This window comes from Trinickia sp. HAY1-2D (assembly GCF_056754935.1).
In genome coordinates this window covers 134,915-152,056 of record NZ_JBPGWX010000002.1, presented here as the reverse complement: position 1 = coordinate 152,056, position 17,142 = coordinate 134,915, and the positions used below count along the sequence as shown (strand labels likewise).

At 64.8% G+C, this 17,142-nt stretch carries 16 protein-coding genes; 1 reads left to right on the top strand and 15 read right to left on the bottom strand.

Annotation, left to right across the window (positions count from 1 at the left end):
• Window positions 1-2: 2 nt before the first annotated feature.
• The 8 genes from ACR9ZC_RS07585 to ACR9ZC_RS07550 all read right to left on the bottom strand — a co-directional run bounded on the left by ACR9ZC_RS07585 (window position 3) and on the right by ACR9ZC_RS07550 (window position 10,206).
• Window positions 3-731 (bottom strand): RNA polymerase sigma factor FliA, encoded by a 729-nt coding sequence (locus ACR9ZC_RS07585; protein ID WP_481579852.1) that lies wholly within the window; start codon window positions 729-731, stop codon window positions 3-5.
• Window positions 732-762: 31 nt separating this feature from the next.
• Window positions 763-1,638, bottom strand: a complete 876-nt coding sequence (locus ACR9ZC_RS07580; protein WP_481579851.1) for a MinD/ParA family ATP-binding protein — start codon at window positions 1,636-1,638, stop codon at window positions 763-765.
• The gene (gene flhF, locus ACR9ZC_RS07575) at window positions 1,631-3,514 is read right to left on the bottom strand and encodes a flagellar biosynthesis GTPase FlhF (RefSeq protein WP_481579850.1); all 1,884 of its coding nucleotides are present in this window, start codon (window positions 3,512-3,514) and stop codon (window positions 1,631-1,633) included. The genes ACR9ZC_RS07580 and flhF overlap by 8 nt, the downstream gene beginning before the upstream one ends.
• The gene (gene flhA / locus ACR9ZC_RS07570; protein ID WP_481579849.1) at window positions 3,511-5,616 is read right to left on the bottom strand and encodes a flagellar biosynthesis protein FlhA; all 2,106 of its coding nucleotides are present in this window, start codon (window positions 5,614-5,616) and stop codon (window positions 3,511-3,513) included. The genes flhF and flhA overlap by 4 nt, the downstream gene beginning before the upstream one ends.
• A complete protein-coding gene (flhB, locus tag ACR9ZC_RS07565; protein ID WP_481579848.1) occupies window positions 5,613-6,812 on the bottom strand; it encodes a flagellar biosynthesis protein FlhB in 1,200 nt (399 codons plus the stop codon). Before flhB ends, flhA begins: the two co-directional genes overlap by 4 nt.
• Window positions 6,813-7,052: 240 nt before the next feature.
• Window positions 7,053-8,324, bottom strand: coding sequence for a DUF3443 family protein (locus ACR9ZC_RS07560; RefSeq protein ID WP_481579847.1), 1,272 nt, complete (start codon window positions 8,322-8,324; stop codon window positions 7,053-7,055).
• A gap of 24 nt (window positions 8,325-8,348) precedes the next feature.
• Window positions 8,349-8,858: a DUF2844 domain-containing protein gene (locus tag ACR9ZC_RS07555; protein WP_481579846.1), complete on the bottom strand. Its 510-nt coding sequence runs from the start codon at window positions 8,856-8,858 to the stop codon at window positions 8,349-8,351.
• Between the two features lie 265 nt (window positions 8,859-9,123).
• A complete protein-coding gene (locus ACR9ZC_RS07550; protein WP_481582615.1) occupies window positions 9,124-10,206 on the bottom strand; it encodes a DUF3443 family protein in 1,083 nt (360 codons plus the stop codon).
• Between ACR9ZC_RS07550 and ACR9ZC_RS07545 the strand changes: the two genes are divergently transcribed.
• Window positions 10,145-10,465 (top strand): hypothetical protein, encoded by a 321-nt coding sequence (locus ACR9ZC_RS07545; RefSeq protein WP_481582783.1) that lies wholly within the window; start codon window positions 10,145-10,147, stop codon window positions 10,463-10,465. The two genes, ACR9ZC_RS07550 and ACR9ZC_RS07545, sit on opposite strands and share 62 nt — an antisense overlap.
• Before the next feature lie 32 nt (window positions 10,466-10,497).
• Here the strand turns inward: ACR9ZC_RS07545 and ACR9ZC_RS07540 are convergent, their stop codons facing one another.
• The 7 genes from ACR9ZC_RS07540 to ACR9ZC_RS07510 form a co-directional block, all read right to left on the bottom strand.
• Window positions 10,498-10,989, bottom strand: a complete 492-nt coding sequence (locus tag ACR9ZC_RS07540; RefSeq protein WP_481579845.1) for a DUF2844 domain-containing protein — start codon at window positions 10,987-10,989, stop codon at window positions 10,498-10,500.
• 201 nt (window positions 10,990-11,190) lie between these two features.
• Window positions 11,191-11,889 carry a protein phosphatase CheZ gene (cheZ, locus tag ACR9ZC_RS07535; RefSeq protein WP_331570960.1) on the bottom strand — a complete coding sequence of 233 codons (699 nt, stop codon included), beginning with the start codon at window positions 11,887-11,889 and terminating at the stop codon, window positions 11,191-11,193.
• A 22-nt stretch (window positions 11,890-11,911) separates the two neighbouring features.
• The gene (cheY, locus tag ACR9ZC_RS07530) at window positions 11,912-12,304 is read right to left on the bottom strand and encodes a chemotaxis response regulator CheY (RefSeq protein WP_173255935.1); all 393 of its coding nucleotides are present in this window, start codon (window positions 12,302-12,304) and stop codon (window positions 11,912-11,914) included.
• Between the two features lie 51 nt (window positions 12,305-12,355).
• A complete protein-coding gene (locus tag ACR9ZC_RS07525) occupies window positions 12,356-13,441 on the bottom strand; it encodes a protein-glutamate methylesterase/protein-glutamine glutaminase (protein ID WP_481579844.1) in 1,086 nt (361 codons plus the stop codon).
• Entirely contained in the window at window positions 13,438-14,193 is a 756-nt protein-coding gene (gene cheD, locus ACR9ZC_RS07520) for a chemoreceptor glutamine deamidase CheD (protein ID WP_481579843.1), read from the bottom strand. Before cheD ends, ACR9ZC_RS07525 begins: the two co-directional genes overlap by 4 nt.
• Window positions 14,190-15,155, bottom strand: coding sequence for a CheR family methyltransferase (locus ACR9ZC_RS07515; RefSeq protein WP_481582614.1), 966 nt, complete (start codon window positions 15,153-15,155; stop codon window positions 14,190-14,192). Before ACR9ZC_RS07515 ends, cheD begins: the two co-directional genes overlap by 4 nt.
• Before the next feature lie 48 nt (window positions 15,156-15,203).
• Complete coding sequence (locus tag ACR9ZC_RS07510; protein WP_481579842.1) at window positions 15,204-17,138, bottom strand: methyl-accepting chemotaxis protein; 1,935 nt, start codon at window positions 17,136-17,138, stop codon at window positions 15,204-15,206.
• Between the last annotated feature and the right edge of the window lie 4 nt (window positions 17,139-17,142).

The window sequence follows — 17,142 nt, the reverse complement described above, 5'->3', positions numbered from 1 at the left end:
CCTCAGTCCACACTCGCCCAAGCCATCTCCCGCAACCGCGCCCGCAACCGCGCCACTGCCTGGCTATGCAGCTGGCACACACGCGATTCGCTCACTTCCATCACCGCCCCGATCTCGCGCAGGTTCATCCCGCGCTCGTAATAAAGCGACATCAAAAGCTTCTCGCGCTCCGGCAGCTTGTCGATCGCCTCGACCAGCGCAGCACGCAGACTTTCATCGAGCAGTGCCGAAAGCGGGTCCGTGTGATCGACACAGTAACGATCGAGGAACGGCTCGTCATCGGCCGAACGATCGAAGTCTTCGTAATAGATCAGCTGCGAGCCATGCAGGTCCTGCAGCATCGACTGAAAACTATCGAGCGGCATCCTCAGATGATCGGCCACCTCGGTCTCGCTGGCCGAGCGGCCCAGCCGCTGTTCGACCTGATGCACGGCCGACTCCACCTCGCGCGACGTCTTGCGCAGCGAACGCGGCAACCAGTCGTTGTTGCGCAGCTCGTCGAGCATCGCGCCACGAATCCGCTGGCTCGCGTACGTTTCGAATTGCGCGCCCTGGTCTTCCTTATAGCGGCTCGCCGCATCGAGCAAACCGATCATGCCCGCCTGAATCAAATCGTCGAGATCGACGCTCGCCGGCATCTTCGCCACGAGCTGCAAACCCAGCCTGCGCACCAGCGGCGCATATTGCTCCAAGACTTCCGTCTGGGACATTTTCCCTTGAGCGTTGTACATCGAGGGCCCCCTTCTCCTTGTCCCTAACGTTTCAAGCATGTTGACGCGCGGTCGGTGCGTCGGCGAGCGCCGACGCCGGCATGGCCGTGCGTACCTTTGTTGTCGATGCGCACGACGAAAGCGCCGGGCGCATCGGCCAGTAAAGCATCTCGGCAGCGATGTGCCGGAAATCGCGCGCGGACGGCGCGGACGGAAACGCGTCGACGACGCATCGTCCAAGCTCGAGCGAACGCTCCATGAATGCGTCCTCCGCCACGCAGCCAGCGTCCGCAATCGACACCGTCAGGTAGCGCGCGGCCACCTCGGCGAGGTTCTCGAACGCCGTATGCGCATCGGAGTGGCTCGAAACGTGATTCACGAGCACGCGGAACTGCGCAATCGCGTGTTCGTAATGCAGCCGCTTCATGCCGGCATACGCCTCGGTAATCGCCTGGGCCGCCACACGCGTGACGATCATCACGTCATTCGCCTGCGAGGCCAGCGCCGAGAGCATGCCGCGGCGGTCGAGCCGCGCATCGATGAGCACCACGTCGGCCGGTCCGGCGAGGAGCGCGCCGAGTTGCTCGGCGCTATAACCCGCGCAGTTCTCACGCGAGGCGGCGAGCACCGAAAACCCGAGCGGATGGCGCCGCGCAGCCTCTTCGATGCCGATGTCGCCGGCGAGGAACGCCCGCAGATTGCCCGCGCCGCTCACGCTGCCCAACATCGCCGATACGGACTTCGCGCCGAGACATTCGTCGATGACGAGGACATCCTTGCCGAGCCCGGCCAGCGCCGCGGCCAGATTGACGACCGTCGACGTGCAGCCCACGCCCACGGGCCCACCCGTGATGGCTACCACGCGCGAGCCGCTCTTCGCGAGCAGTCTGCGCAGCCCTTCGGCTTGATCGGTGACGTGCTTATCCAAAGCGGACCTCGTGCAGCTCGGCGTTCGTACGGCTGGAGAGCGAAGACAGCAAAGCAGGGATATCGTCGTCGTGCGGCACGAACGGCGAGCGGTCGCGCGGAATGCAGAACGCACTCTTGATCAGAAACTTCTTCGTCGCGACGTAAAGGTTCTCGGGCACTTTCTGTCCCGTCGACACGTAGTGCACGGGCAGCTTGTAGCGGATCACCGTATCGAGCACGCCACCCAGATTCGTGGCTTCGTCGAGCTTCGTCAGAATGCAGCCGGCAAGCTCAGGCTGGCCTTCGGCGCTGCGATAAGCCTGCACGACCTCGTTGAGCGTATCGCCGTGGCTCGTCGCATTGAGCAGCAACAGGCGCTGCACCGGTAGCCCGGCTCCGCACAGCATCGCGATCTGGTCCGAGACCGTGCGATCGCGCTGGCTCATGCCGATCGTATCGATCAATACGATGTGCTTGTTGCGCAGCTCGGCGAGCGCCAGCTGCAAATCGGCGGCGTCTTTCACGGCATGCACCGATACGCCGAGAATCTTGCCGAAGATGCGCAGTTGCTCGTGGCCGCCGATCCGGTAGCTGTCGGTGGACAGCAGCGCGACCTTGCTCGCGCCGAAGCGCATGACGCAGCGCGCCGCCAGCTTGGCCGTCGTCGTGGTCTTGCCGACGCCCGTCGGACCCATCAGCGCGAACACGCCGCCGCGCTCCATCAGTGCCTCTTCGTTCTCGAGCACGGGCAGGTTGGCGCCGAGCACCGACTGCACCCATTCCATGCCGGCATCGGCATTTTCGAGCTCGGGCATGCGCTCGACCATCATCCGCACGAGCTGAGCGGAAAACCCGGCCGCAAAAAGCTGCTTCGTGAGCGTGCTCTGCAGGGGGTTGCGGCGTTGGCGCTCGCCCCACAGCAGACCCGCGAACTGCTCTTCCATCATCCCGCGCATCGACGAAAGCTCGCTCATCACGGTTTGATTGACCACTTCCTCGATGCGCGCGCGAACCGCGTCGACCATGGCGGCCGTGTCTTCGGCGCTACTGCTCTTGGCTCCGACGCCGTCGAACGCAGGCGCGATGCGCGGCATGGCGCGGCGCGCGGCCACTTGCGCGGCCTCATGCGCCCAGTCGGGGAGTTCCCCGGCGACCAGCTCTTCCGGCGAAAGAATCTTGCCGGGCGTGCCGAGTCCCTTCGCGGCGGCAGCAGCCGGCGTCATTGCATGCGTGCGCGCCGTATGGGCGGCTTGAGCAGGCTCGGCGCCACGCTGCTGCGAGGCGATGCGCTGCGCATGATCGATGAGCCAGGGGTTCGATTCGGCCAGCGTCGGCGACGCCTCGGCAACCGCGGGCTCAGCCGGGCGCGCGGTCCGCACCGGCCGGGCCGTCGAGGGTGCGGCGTGGGCCGTGTTTGCTTCGGCGCGCGGCTCGCGCGAGGCCATGCCCGCCGGATGGCCACCGGCCGCGCTGCTGCCGCCACCAAGGGCGGTGCTGGCAGTGTTGAGCGGCATTGCAGCAGACGCACCGCTCGTACCCAGACCGGCTTCCGGACTCGCCCCGAAAACAGCCGAGAACACGTCCGGCATGCCGTTCGCGTACGGATTGATCGGCGCCATGCCGGGCGCGGCAGCGGCGGGCGGCATCATAGTCTGCGATGGCGCGGGCAGCGAAGCGGCCGGCGCGCGACGCGGCGAGTGACCCATGCCTTGCGCCGCATCTTCGCCGGCATCGGGTGCGATGGCCGCGAAATCCGTATCGGCAAGCGCCACGATTTCGACGGTGCCGTCGTCGTTCGTGCGGTTGGAAAGGACGACTGCGTCGGCACCGAGAGCCTCGCGCACGAGACGCAAAGCGTCGCGACTCGTTGCACCAATGAATTTACGAATGTTCAAGCTAGACCCCCGATGAGGTTGACGACTTTGATCGTGCGTGACTCGGGCACTTCAGCGTACGAGAGCACTTTCAATTGCGGCAGGCTGCGACGCAAAAACCGCGCGAGCATCGTGCGCAGCGCGTGCTGCACGAGCAGCACGGGCGGCAGCCCGGAATTTTGTTGACGGGCGATCGCGCGTTGCGTCTCCGTCAGAAGCGAGTGAGCGAGACCCGGCTCGAGCCCGGGGTTGGCACCGGTCGAGAGCGCTTGCGAGAGCACGCGCTCCAGATTCGCGTCGAGCCCCATCACCTGCATTTCGCCCGCGCCCGGATACCACTGCTGCGTGATGGCGCGGCCCAGCGCGAGGCGGACGACGGCGGTCAGTTCGTGCGCGTCGCCGGTCTTGCCGGTCTGCTCGCACAGCGCTTCGAGGATCGTGCGCATATCGCGGATGGGCACGGCTTCCTCGAGCAGGTTTTGCAGGACCTTTTGCAGCGTCGAAAGCGAGAGCGTCTTCGGCACGAGGTCTTCGATGAGCGAGGGCGCATCCTTGCCGATACGCGTGATGAGCGCCTGCACTTCCTGCCGGCCGAGCAGCTCGGCGGCATGCTGAACGACGAGATGATTCAGATGCGTGGCGACGACGGTGCTCGCATCGACGACGGTGTAGCCATAGACCTGGGCCTGTTCGCGCAGGTTGGTATCGATCCAGACCGCGGGCAGACCGAAGGCCGGATCCTGCGTCGGCGTGCCCGGCAGGGCGGCCGACACCTGCCCTGGATTGATGGCGAGCCACTGGCCCGGATACGCTTCGCCGACGCCCACTTCCACACCCTTCAAGGCGATGCGATAGCCGTTGGGGCGCAGCTCGAGGTTGTCGCGGATATGAATGACGGGCGGCAGGAAGCCGATTTCCTGGGCGAACTTCTTGCGGATGCTCTTGATGCGCTTGAGCAGCTCGCCGTCGGTGTTCTTGTCGACGAGCGGAATGAGGCGGTAGCCGACTTCGAGCCCGAGCGTATCGATGAGCGTGACGTCGTCCCAGCTCGCTTCGTGCGCTTCGGCGGGGGCGGTGACGGCCGGTGCCGCATCGACGAGGATGGCGCTCGCCTTCGCCTGCTCGGCGCGCTTTTTCAGCATGCGGCTCAACTGGATCGCGCCGCCGCCCAGCAGCACGAACGCGAAGTGCGGCATGCCGGGAATGAGGCCGAGTACCATGATGATCACGCCCGTGATCATCAGCACGCGCGGGTTCGTGAAGAGCTGGCCCGTGAGCTGGGTGCCGATGTCCTCATCGGTGGCCACGCGCGAAACGATCACGCCGGCCGCGGTCGAAATGATCAGCGACGGGATTTGCGCGACGAGTCCGTCACCGATCGTGAGCAGCGTGTAGGTCGTGCCGGCCGATTCGAAATCCATGCCGTGCTGAACCATGCCGACGATGAGTCCGCCGAACACGTTGACGACCATGATGATGAGGCCCGCGATGGCGTCGCCGCGCACGAACTTCGAGGCACCGTCCATGGCGCCGTAGAACTCGGCTTCCTGCGACACGGCCAGGCGGCGCTTGCGTGCGCCTTCCTCGTTGATGAGGCCCGCGTTCAGATCGGCGTCGATGGCCATCTGTTTGCCCGGCATCGCATCGAGCGTGAAGCGTGCCGCCACTTCGGCGATACGGCCCGCGCCCTTCGTGATCACCATGAAGTTGATGACCATGAGGATCGCGAAGACGACGATACCCACCGCGAAGTTGCCGCCGACGAGGAAGTGACCGAACGATTCGATCACGCGCCCCGCCGCGGCCGGCCCGGTGTGGCCTTCGAGCAGCACGACGCGCGTGGAGGCGACGTTCAGCGAGAGCCGCAGCAGCGTGGAGAACAGCAGCACGCTCGGGAAGGCCGCGAAATCGAGCGGCTTCATCGTGTACATGCTGACGAGCAGCACCATCACCGAGAGCGCGATGTTGAACGTGAAGAGCAGATCCAGCAGGAACGGCGGCAGCGGCAGGATCATCATGCCGAGGATCATGCAGATCAGAACCGGACCTGCGAGCGCCCTCAGATTCGTTGCCGCCAGTGCCGGCGGCCGCTTGCCGAAGAAGCTTCCGACGCGCGCGTTCATGCCGAAGCTCCGTTGTCCGTGCCGAGCACATCGTCTTCTTCTTCACGCACGTCGCTATCCGAAATCGGGCTCTTGTCCATGCCGGCCGGCACGTCCAACTCCGTCGGCGCCGCCGGTACATCGCCGCCTTCGTCGCGGAAACGCCGCAGCTGATAGACCCACGCGAGTACTTCGGCGACCGCGCTGTAGAGCGCGCCCGGGATTTCGCGGTTGAGTTCGACGTTGTGATAGAGCGCGCGAGCGAGCGGCGGCGCTTCGAGAAGCGGCACGTTGTGCTCGCTGGCAAGCTCGCGAATCCGGGCGGCCACGAGGTTGACGCCTTTGGCGACGACCTTCGGTGCACGCATTTCGCCGTCGGCGTATTGCAGCGCGACCGCATAGTGGGTCGGGTTCGTGACCACGACGTCGGCCTTCGGCACGGCGCTCATCATGCGGCGGCGGGCGATGGCGCGCTGCTGCTGGCGAATGCGCCCCTTCACGTGGGGATCGCCTTCGCTTTCGCGGTGCTCTCGCTTCACTTCTTCCTTCGTCATGCGCAGTTTCTTGTGGAATTGCCAGATCTGGTACGGGACATCGAGCGCGGCAATCACGAAGATGCCGCCCACCGTCGTGGCGCAGCACACCGCGATCAGCGAAAGTCCATGGCCGACGGCGGCCGTCAGCGATTCGTTGGCGAGCGCCAGCAGTTCGTCCTTGCGATGCCAGACGGCGGTGCCGCCGATGCCCCCGACCACGAGAACCTTGGCGATCGACATGCCGACCTGGATCGGACCGTTGAGCGAGAAGATGCGGCCGAAGCCGGCAATGGGATTGACGCGCTCCGGCTTGAACTGGAAAACGTTGGGGGACAGGAGCCAGCCGCCGATCGCCATCGGCGCCGCGAGCGCTGCGATACCGGTCAGCGCGAGCACAGGCAGCACGGCCAGCAGCCCTTCGCGGCCCGCCGCGCCGGCGCCGATCAGCATGCGGTTCGTATCGACGACGCTCGCGTGGTTGAACGTGAACGCGCCGCGCAGCATCGTTTGCAGATGCTCGCCGATCGGACCGGAAAGACCCCAGATACCGAAGAAGCCCGCCGCGAGCAGCGCAAACGACGCCAGCTCCCGCGAACGCGCAACCTGCCCCTCTTCCCGCGCCTTCTCCAGGCGCCGGGGGGTGGCTGATTCGGTCTTTTCGAGGTCGCTATCCTCTGCCACAGGGTTTTCTCCGCTCCAGGCGCGGCAACATGCCGCTTCTTCATTGAGAGCGATTATTCCTGTTGGCGTCTATCGACGATCGGCGGATAAGGACGGGGAAAGGGGTGTATTTCGAGTGATAGGTTGCGCGGGCTTAATAAGGGAAAACCCTTGATTGCGCTGACATCGATCAAATAGAGGAGATTCGCACGAGGAAAACGCGCCGGCCTCCGAGCGAGGCCGGCGTAAAGCGTTTATCGATCAGAACGCCACGTAAGGCGTCTGGGTGCCCGCACCGCTTGCAGTCTGGTCATAGCCGAAGAAGACCGTCCGGCCATAGAAGAACGGCATGCCGAAGTCGACCACGTTGGTGAGGCCCAGATCGCCACCCAGATTGTCGAATGCGAACCAACCGTTGTTCGTCGAGTTGGTGAAGATCGTATTCGCATTGGCGATCGCCATCGTCACTGTGGTCGACGCCGTCGAGCCCGACGCGTTTGAGATAGGGACAGAGCGCGTCGTCGACGCCGATGGGCAATAGAACGTTGAATTGGGGCTCGCGCATTTCGCGAGCGTCGTATCGTTGAAGAAGAAGCCGTTCGACCCTGAATCGAAGAACGCAAAGCCCGCCGCGCCATTGACCGTGGCATTGACGTCGCCGGCCCCATCGGTGCCATAGGTGGTTGCGCCGGTGAGCGCATTGTTCGTCTGTGTATTGATACCGAACGTTATCGTGCCGGTTGCCGTCGCCTGGCCGCCCGAACTGACGGGTGCCATCGTCAGCACGACGCCGTTGTTGTCGCTCGCGAATTTGACGACCGGCGTCGTCACCTGCCGTGCGAGCGGCATTGTCGTCGCCGTACAATTCGCGCCGTTCGGGCACACATAATAAGGCGGCGTGCTGGGAGAACTCGGCACGGACGATACGCACGCCGCGCCACAGTCATACGGTGCCACACCGATGCCGAGAATCCCGTTCGCGCCAAGCGCCGACACCGTGTTTTCCGCGGCCCCGGCGCTCGAACAGGCCGTCGGCACGGTCGACACCCCCATATCTCCTACAATTGCGATCGGCAGACTGCCAGCCGTCTTGCTGCCAATCGTCACATCGGCTTTGCGCACCGATCCCCACGTAAAGCCGTCGGCAAAGACCGTGCATTCGGCAATCTGATTGCCGCTGGCATCCGTCTCGATCGGCAGGCTGCCGAGCACCGTAGCCGCTGCCGTATTCACGATGCGCAAACCGTACGACATCGTATCGACCTGGATATTGTCGATCGTCTGGCAGGTCGTCGTGCCCGGTGCGCAGATCGTTACGCTGACCGTCGGGATGTTGACCGCCCCGCTCGTCCCCCGTGCCACCGTGATCGCCACCTGATTCGCCGCCACCGGGGTAGTGCCGCCGCTGCCGTTACCGCCCGAACCGCTGTTACTGCTTGACCCGCCCCCTCCGCCGCAGCCCGCAACGACCAACGCTATCAACGCGGCTGTCAACGCGCCCAGTGCGCGCACGAGTTTGCCATTTGTTTGCAAGATCGTTCTCCTCGTGGCTGTCGGTTATCGAATATCGTCGGCGCTCACGCCCGACGGCAAAGCCGCAGGCAGATAGGCCTGTCCGAAGAACGCGCCCATATGGCCCAGCGAATGGACGACGAGCCCGGATTGCTCGACGGCAATCGGCCCCCGCCCCTTGCGCTGCGAGCGCTGTGCTTCGACTGCACTCTTGTATTGCGGGAAGTACGTGCCAAGCAGCGCGGACAAATCCGGCATGAACGGTCCGCGCCAAGTGATGCCGAACACGTTGCCGTCGGTCCCGACATACTCGCGAACGACGGTGCCGGACGAGGACGTCGTCTCCTTCACGGTGTAGTTCGCCGACGCGGACACGCTCGAAGCGTTCGTCGATGAGGCGGCTCTCGCCACCGGCGAAACGGTTTTTGCGACCGCGCCGGATGGCGTCGCCATGGGGGCGCTTCCGAGCGCGGCACGGGCCGGTGGGGCAACCCCCAGCGTGGTGGCGACAGCGAGCGCTGCCGGCACGAGGGCTCGAATCAATCGGATCGACATGGGATGGTTCCTCTTTTCGAAGTATTGTTACGCGCCCCTCGGCGCATCCTGCACGTCAAACGCCTGAACGACTGCCAGTCTTCAGGACAACGCCTTTCAAAAATCTAACGCACACCAGGACGACTGGCTACTGTCATCTTGCAATGTGCAATATTCGCGCCAGACCCGATTTTGGGAAAAATTCGACCGGAAAGCGCCGAAGGGCGGCACCGCTTGCGCGGGCCGCCCTTCGGGAGACAACAGGATTCAGGTCAGATGCGCCCGATCAGAACGCGATGAAAGCCGGTGACGAAACACCGATGCTGCCGTCGGCGGCCGGGTCGTAATTGACGTAGACGGTACGGCCGTAGAAGAACGGCATACCGAAATCGAAAGCCCCCCCCGACAGGGCGCCACCGATGTTGTCGTAGGCATAACCACCGTCGTTGAACAAGTCCTGCGCGTTGCCAATGCTCAGCGCGACGGAGGTCGTCGTACCGTTGAAGCCGGTCACGGAAGGCGTACGCGACACTGTCGAGGCAGGGCAATAGAAACCGAAACTCGGTAAGCACCGAGTCAGCGAATCGGCGTAGAACAAGCCGTTCGATCCGGTATCGAAAAACGCAGCGCTCGTGCTCGTACCGCTCAACGATGCGCTTTGCATGTTGCCGTAATGGTCTGTCGTCATCTGCTTGATACCCGAACCCGGCAGCACATTGTTCGCCTGCGTGCCGATGCCGAAGGTCAGGAAACCCGAAGCACTCGTCGACCCCGCTGCCGTTACAGCCGGCATGTTGAGGATCACGCCGTTGTTGTCGGTGGCAAAGAGCCGCACAGGATTGGTCACCTGCTGCGCCTCCGGCACCGCCAAGTCGGTACAGGTCGTCGTGCTGCCAACCGTCGTACATCCGTAATAGACGCCGTTCGGGGTCGTGCTCGCGCAGCCGGAACCGCAGTCGAACTTTGCAGTCCCGATGCCGAGTATGCCGTGCGAGGCAATTGCGGAAGACGTATCGTTGAGCGTGCCGCTCGCACAGCTGTTGCTCGCGCCGCCGGCCGCCGACTGCGGCAGATCGCCGAGTACGTGGATGGGCACGCTCGAAGCGGTTTCACCACCGATCGTCAGGTCCGCCGTACGCACCGTTCCCCACGTGTTGCCGTCGGCGAAGCCCGCGCAGTTGGCCACGGTTTGGCCGCTCACCGTCTCGGCCGTCAGCGCACTCTGCATCGTGCTGTTCAGCGCATCCTTCGTGAGCCGCAAGCCCCACGATCCGGTATCGATTTGAATGTCGTCGATCGTCTGACAGGTGCTCGTACCCGGAACGCAAACCTTCACGCTGACCATCGGGATGTTTGCGGCACGGCTCACCGCGTTTGACGCCACGACGACAGCGACCTGGTTGCTCGCAAGCGTCGAAGGCGTGGTCGACACCGGAGCGCCGGCGGCCAACGTGGTCGTGCTGGAACTGCCCGTGCTGCTCGTGCTGCCGGTACTGCTCGTGCTACTCGTGCTACCGGTCGTGCTCGTCGTCGTGCCGCTCGATCCGCCGCCACCGCCGCAACCCGCGACGAGCGCAACGGCTGCCGCCAAACCGAACGCGCCGAGCGCTCGGGCCAATTTGCTCTGAATACGCAACATGGTTCTCCTCGCTCTCGTTCGTTATTGGATGTCGGCGGCGCTTACGCCGGCCGGCAGCGACTGCGGCAGATAAGCCTGCCCGGAGAAGCCGCCCATATGGCCACCCGAATGCACGACGAGGTCAGGCAAGTCCACGGCAATCGGACCGCGGCCCGGATGCGCCGCGCGCAACGCGACACGCGCACTATCGAACTGGGGGAAGTAGGTACCAAGAAGAACCGGCAGATTCGGCATGATCGGCCCATTCCAGGCGATGCCGAACACCGTTCCGGCCGTCGAGACGTACTCGCGCACGATCGTGCCGGCGGTGAACGTCGTCTGTGTCACCGTGTATGGCGCGGTGACGACCGCGCCCGACGCGGCATGGACGACAGGAGCCAGCGAACTCGAGACAGCCCCCGCCGGCGGCGGCGTGGGCGTGCCGCCGAGGGCGGCCAAAGCGGGCGCGGCCACGCCCCATACCCCGCACGTCAGCGCCGCGCAAACCGCGGCGCGCATGGTTCGATTCAACATCGGAAAAACCCTCTTTTGGTTGATTTCTTATTGCGCACTTCGGCGCTTGATGCCGGCATCACCTTTTGAACAACCATCGGCGCACAAACGGTCGCGCCGAGCGCGCGGGGGGTGAGCCAGCGCTACCCCGCTACACACATGCCGAGAGCGGCGCCGCACAACGCGGGGCCACACCTCGTAACCTGAAACAAAGGAGTTGCGTCAGAAACCCAGACTGGCGAGCAGATCGTCGACGTCGGATTGATCCTGCACGACGTCGGTCTTGCCCTCCGGATTGATCTGCGGGCCGTTGAGCAGATGCTCGGGGCTGCCCGTGGAGCCGGGCTCGGCAGCCAGCGCCGCCGCCGTTTGCGCGAACTGCTCGCGCCGCTCGGGCGCAATGTTCTCGACCAGCACGCCCAGCAGTTGCTGCTCGATCAGATAGACGACATCCATGATCTTCTTGATCACCTGACCCGTCAGATCCTGGAAATCCTGCGCCATCATGATCTCGAGCAATTGCGCGTTGGTCGCGCTCGTCGAGTCCGGCACACGCGAGAGGAACGTACGCGTATCGGTCATCAGCGCACGCACCTCGTCACGCTCGATCGGAGCTGCGAACCACTGCGCCCAGCGTGCATCGAGCGTCGCCGCATCGGCCTGCAGCTGTTCCTGCATCGGCTTCGCGATGTCGATCGCCGTCAGCACCCGCTCGGCCGCCTGCTCCGTCATCGCCGCGACATACTTAAGCCGGTCGCGCGCGTCCGGCACCGCCTCGGCCGCGTGCTCGACGTGCTTGTCGAGACCAAGCTCGCGCATCGAATCGCGCAACGTGCGCGTGAGTTGTCCGATCCTCGCCAGGATGCGGTCCGCGTTGATTTCGGTGCCGGCTTCGGCACCCGCGCTCGCGGCAGCGCCCATATCGGTCGACTGGTCCACTCGATCACCCCGTCTTTTGCATCTTCTCGAGGATCTTCGTGAGCTTTTCGTCGAGCGTTGCAGCGGTAAACGGCTTCACCACGTAGCCGCTCGCGCCGGCTTGCGCCGCCGCGATGATGTTTTCCTTTTTCGACTCCGCCGTCACCATCAGCACCGGCAGGTGCGAAAGCGCGGGATCCTTGCGGATTTCCTGGAGCATGGCCAGGCCGTCGAGGTTCGGCATGTTCCAGTCGGAAATCACGAAGTCGTAGCCGCCGCCGCGCAGACGCGAGAGCCCGGCGGCACCGTCTTCGGCTTCATCGACATTCGCATAGCCGAGCTCTTTCAACAGGTTGCGGACGATCCGGCGCATCGTCGGAAAGTCGTCCACCACCAGAATTTTCATGCTTTTATCCATCTCGATCCCTTTATCCCAATTTCGCGGCGAAGACGCTGCTCTCGGCCCCGGCTATACGCGTCCCACACGATCGCCCAGGCGCGTCATCACGCGCCGGCTCATCTCCGACAACGGCGCGACTTCGTCGGCCCCACCCAGCGCGATCGCCTCGCGCGGCATTCCGAAGACGATACAGCTCGCCTCATCCTGCGCGAGAGTGTATGCGCCCGCATTTCTCATGTCTAACAAACCCGCCGCACCGTCACGCCCCATGCCGGTCAAGATCACGCCCACGGCGTTCTTGCCCGCGTGCTGGGCCGCCGAGCGGAACAGCACATCGACCGACGGCCGATGCCGATTGACGGGTGGATCGTCCGACAGGTGGGCGATGTAGTTGGCCCCGCTGCGCGCCAGCAACAAATGTGCGTGCCCGGGCGCGATATAGGCATGGCCCGGAAGCACACGCTCGCCGTGCTCAGCCTCTTTAACGGTAATTCGGCACAAACCATTTAGGCGTTGCGCGAACGATTTTGTAAAACCGGGCGGCATATGCTGCGCGATCATCACGGCCGGCGAGTCGGGCGGCAGCGGCACGAGCAGTTCGCGAATCGCCTCGGTGCCGCCCGTGGAGGCGCCGACGATGATCAGTTTCTCGCTACTGATGAGCGGGTTGTCGAGCATCGGCGCATGGCTCGCCGCGGGCGCTGCAGCGGCGGCATGCGCGGGCTGCGCCTGCGTGGCACGCACACGGGCGCGCGCGGCCGCGCGGATTTTGTCGGCGAGTTTCTCAGCATATTCAAGCATGCCGTCGCGAATGCCGACCTTCGGCTTCGTGACGAAATCCACGGCCCCGAGTTCGAGCGCGCGCAGCGTGATCTCCGAGCCGCGCTCCGTCAGCGACGAGACCATGACGACCGGCATCGGCCGCAGCCGCATGAGCTTTTCGAGGAAATCGAGCCCATCCATGCGAGGCATTTCCACATCGAGCGTCAGCACATCCGGATTGTGCTGCTTGATGAGTTCGCGCGCGACGAGCGGATCCGGCGCCGTTGCACAGACCGACATGTCGGGCTGGCTGTTGATGATCTCGGTCATCAGACTGCGGATCAGCGCCGAATCGTCGACACACAATACTTTGATTTTCTGCACAGCGGTCATGCCTCCTTCACGGTCTTGGCGCTGTCGTTCATGCTGATGCCGGCACCAAAAGCCTCGACGCGCGACGGCGCGGGTCGCGCACCGAACAGCTCGATGCGAGGCTTGGCTGCGCCCGCCGCCGCGGGCGATGTGAACAGCTCGGCGTGTTCCTTCGTTCGCGCGCGCGCATGACGCGCCGCGCGCGCTTCCGCGACCTGCCTGGCCAGCGCCTGCTCGCGCTCGGCGACATTCGGCTCTTGCTGCAGGCGCAATTTCTTGACCATCGCCTGGCCCGTGGCCGGCATGAACGCGACCTTGCGCGGATGCTGACCCTGCAGGTCCTCGGCGACGATCCGGATGTTCTCGAGCGCCAGATAGCGGCGCACGAACTCGGCGTTGCGGTCCCCGATGTTGATCGTCGTCATCCCGGCCAGCACCGCCGCGCCGCCGAATACCTTGGCCTCGAAGCGCTCGCGCCGTCCGCCCATCTTGATCAGTTCGTTGATGAGGACTTCCATCGCGAACGCGCCGTAGCGCATGGAGTCGGACGCCGCGGCGGCCGGATTGTCGCCATCGTCGGGCAACATGAAGTGGTTCATGCCGCCGATGCCGAGCGTGCGGTCGTGAATGCAGGCAGCCACGCACGAGCCGAGCACGGTGACGAGCACCATGTCTTCGCCGGTCGTATAGAACTCGTTCGGCAGCAGCTTCACACCGCGCCGCTCGAAGTGGTTGTCGAAATACAGATTGGTTGCGATGGGCAGTCCGCTCATGCTTCAGCCTCCTCGCCTGTGCGCGCGGTGGTGCGAGCAGGCGCGCGGGGACGCGTGCCGGGCGCCACGTCGCGCGTGAGCTCATAGACCGTCTGGCCGCGCAGCCGGAACGACTGCGTCACGTAGGTGAAGTTCTCCGAGTGCCCCGCGAACAGCAATCCGCCCGGCTTCGTGAGCGGATCGAAACGCGAAAGCACCTGCGATTGCGTCGGCTTGTCGAAGTAGATCATCACGTTGCGGCAAAAGATCGCGTCGAACTGCGTACGCAAGCCGTAGTCCGCATCCGTGAGATTGAGCTGCTGAAAGCGGATCATCGCGCGCAGCTCCGGGCGCACCTTGACGAGCCCCGCATGCGGCCCGGTACCCTTCAGAAAAAAGCGCTTCAGGCGCTCCTGCGAGAGCGGCTTGACCTGCTCGAGCGAATAGATGCCGGCCTCGCCCTTCGCGAGGACTTGCGTATCGAGATCGGTGGCGAGAATCGTCGCCTGGCGCGCGGCCGCATCGCCCAGCGCCTCGATGAGCGTCATGGCGATCGAGTACGGCTCCTCGCCCGTCGAAGCGGCAGAACACCAGATCGATACCGGTTGCTGGCGGCGCTTCACGAACTCGGCCAGGATCGGGAAGTGATGCGATTCACGAAAAAATGCCGTCAGATTCGTCGTCAGCGCATTCGTGAACGCCTCCCACTCGGCCGGATCGTTTTCCGACTCGAGCAACTCGAGATATTGACGAAAGGTCTCGAGGTTGCGGGCTCGCAAGCGCCGCGCGAGCCGGCTGTACGCCATGTCGCGCTTGTGATCGGACAACGAAATGCCCGCGCGCCGGTGGATCAGCTCGCGAATGCGTGCGAAATCCGCCGACGTGAATTCGAAATCGCGATCGGCGAACGCGGTACGCTCGGCCGGACCTGTGCCGGCTGGCTCGGCCCGCTCGGGCCGTTGGGGTGCGCGCGCTGTCATGATGTTGCTCGGTTACCTGCACTACCCGTCGCGCGTTGCCGCGCGGCGGTGTTAGAACGTTTCCCAGTCGTCGTCCGACTTGCCCGACGCAGCCGTCACGGCCGGCGCCGGCTTGGCGGGCGGCGCGGGTCTGACGGCCGGCGCCGCGCTTGCCTTCTGTGCAACGCTTGCCTTCGGCGCAACGCTTGCCTTCGGCGCCGTGGCAACGGCCGGTGCGGCGGCGCGCTTCTCGCCCGTCGCGGCGATCCGGCTCGGCGCGCCAGCTTCATGTGCCACCGGCGCGGCAGCGCGAACGGCCTTCGGAGCCGACGCTGCCGGGGTCTTGGCGAGCGGCTTCGCGCTCGATCGATCCATCGAGCGGGCCGCCGGCGCGCTGGCCGGTTTGCTCGCCGCAACGGCGGCCGGCTTCGCCGCGGCAGCCGACACATGAGAGCCCTGCACCTGCCAACGGCCAACCACCGTCTTCAGTTGCCGCGTCTGCTCTTCGAGCGATGCGGCCGCGGCCGCAGCCTCTTCGACGAGCGCCGCGTTTTGCTGCGTCACGTCGTCCATTTGAGCCAGCGCGCGGTTGACGCCTTCGATACCGGTCGATTGCTCTTCCGACGCGGCACTGATTTCACCCATGATGTCGGTCACGCGCCGCACGGCCTGCACGATCTCGTCCATCGTCGTGCCGGCACGTCCCACGAGCGCGGAGCCGCTAGCCACCTTGTCGGCCGAATCGCCAATCAGCGCCTTGATTTCCTTGGCTGCCGCCGCGCTGCGCTGCGCGAGGCTGCGCACTTCGCCCGCCACCACGGCGAAGCCGCGTCCCTGCTCGCCGGCACGGGCCGCTTCCACGGCCGCGTTCAGCGCGAGGATGTTGGTCTGGAATGCGATGCCTTCGATGACGCCGATGATGTCGACGACCTTGCTCGAGCTCGTCGCGATGTCCTGCATCGTCGTCACGACCTCGCTCACGACTTCGCCGCCGCGCATCGCGATATCCGACGCATTGACCGCGAGCTGGCTCGCCTGGCGCGCGTTCTCGGTGTTCTGGCGCACCGTGCCCGTCAACTGCTCCATGCTGGACGCCGTCTGCTGCAGCGACGACGCCTGCTCTTCGGTGCGCTGCGACAGATCGGTATTGCCCATCGCAATTTCGCGCGCACCGACATCGATCGATTCCGTGCCGCCGTGAATCGCCTTGACCATCGTCACCATGCTGCCCTGCATCTGCCGCACGCCATCGAAGAGCCGGCCGATTTCGTTTTTCCCTTTCGCTTGGATCATGCGCGTGAGGTCGCCGTCGGCAATGCGGCCGAAGTGCGAAATCGCATCGTCGAGCGGCTGAACGATCAGACCACGCAGCACGAAGCGGATCGCCACCATCAGCACGACGGAGAGCACGAGCGCCCCGACGATCAGCACGTTCATCATCGAAATATTCGACGCCGACTGCACGCGCTGCTCTTCGGCGCGATCCCGCAACGCCTTCAGCATGTGATCGGCCGCATCGCCGAACGCGACGAACATCGGGCTGATCTTCGTATCGGCGAGCGCGTGGTAGCCGGCCATGTCGCCCGCACGAACGGCCGCGAATTCGGGCTCGACGCCGTCATGCAACAGCGTCGCGTAGCGCGCGGTGATCTCGGTGACGAGTGCGGCATCGACGCCTTGCTTCGGCTCGCTCTGGAAGGCCTGCCAGGCTTCGTTCGCCTTGTTGAGCAGCACTTGCGAACGATCGAGTACCTTCTTCGCCTCGTCGAGATTGTTCGACTCGGTCAGCGCGCGATAGCGGTCGAGCGAAATGCGCGTGCGCAGCAGGTACGAGCCCGCGTCGTCGAGCGCGTGAATCGCCGGCAAATCGTCGCCCGCGAGCGTATCCACGACCCGGCCGGCGCTCGATAGCGCCGTGAGCCCCAGCGCACCGACCGCGAGTGTCAGCGCGACGAACACGGCCCCCATGGCCGTGAGCGTGGTGCGAATCGACCAGTTCTGCAGCATCTTT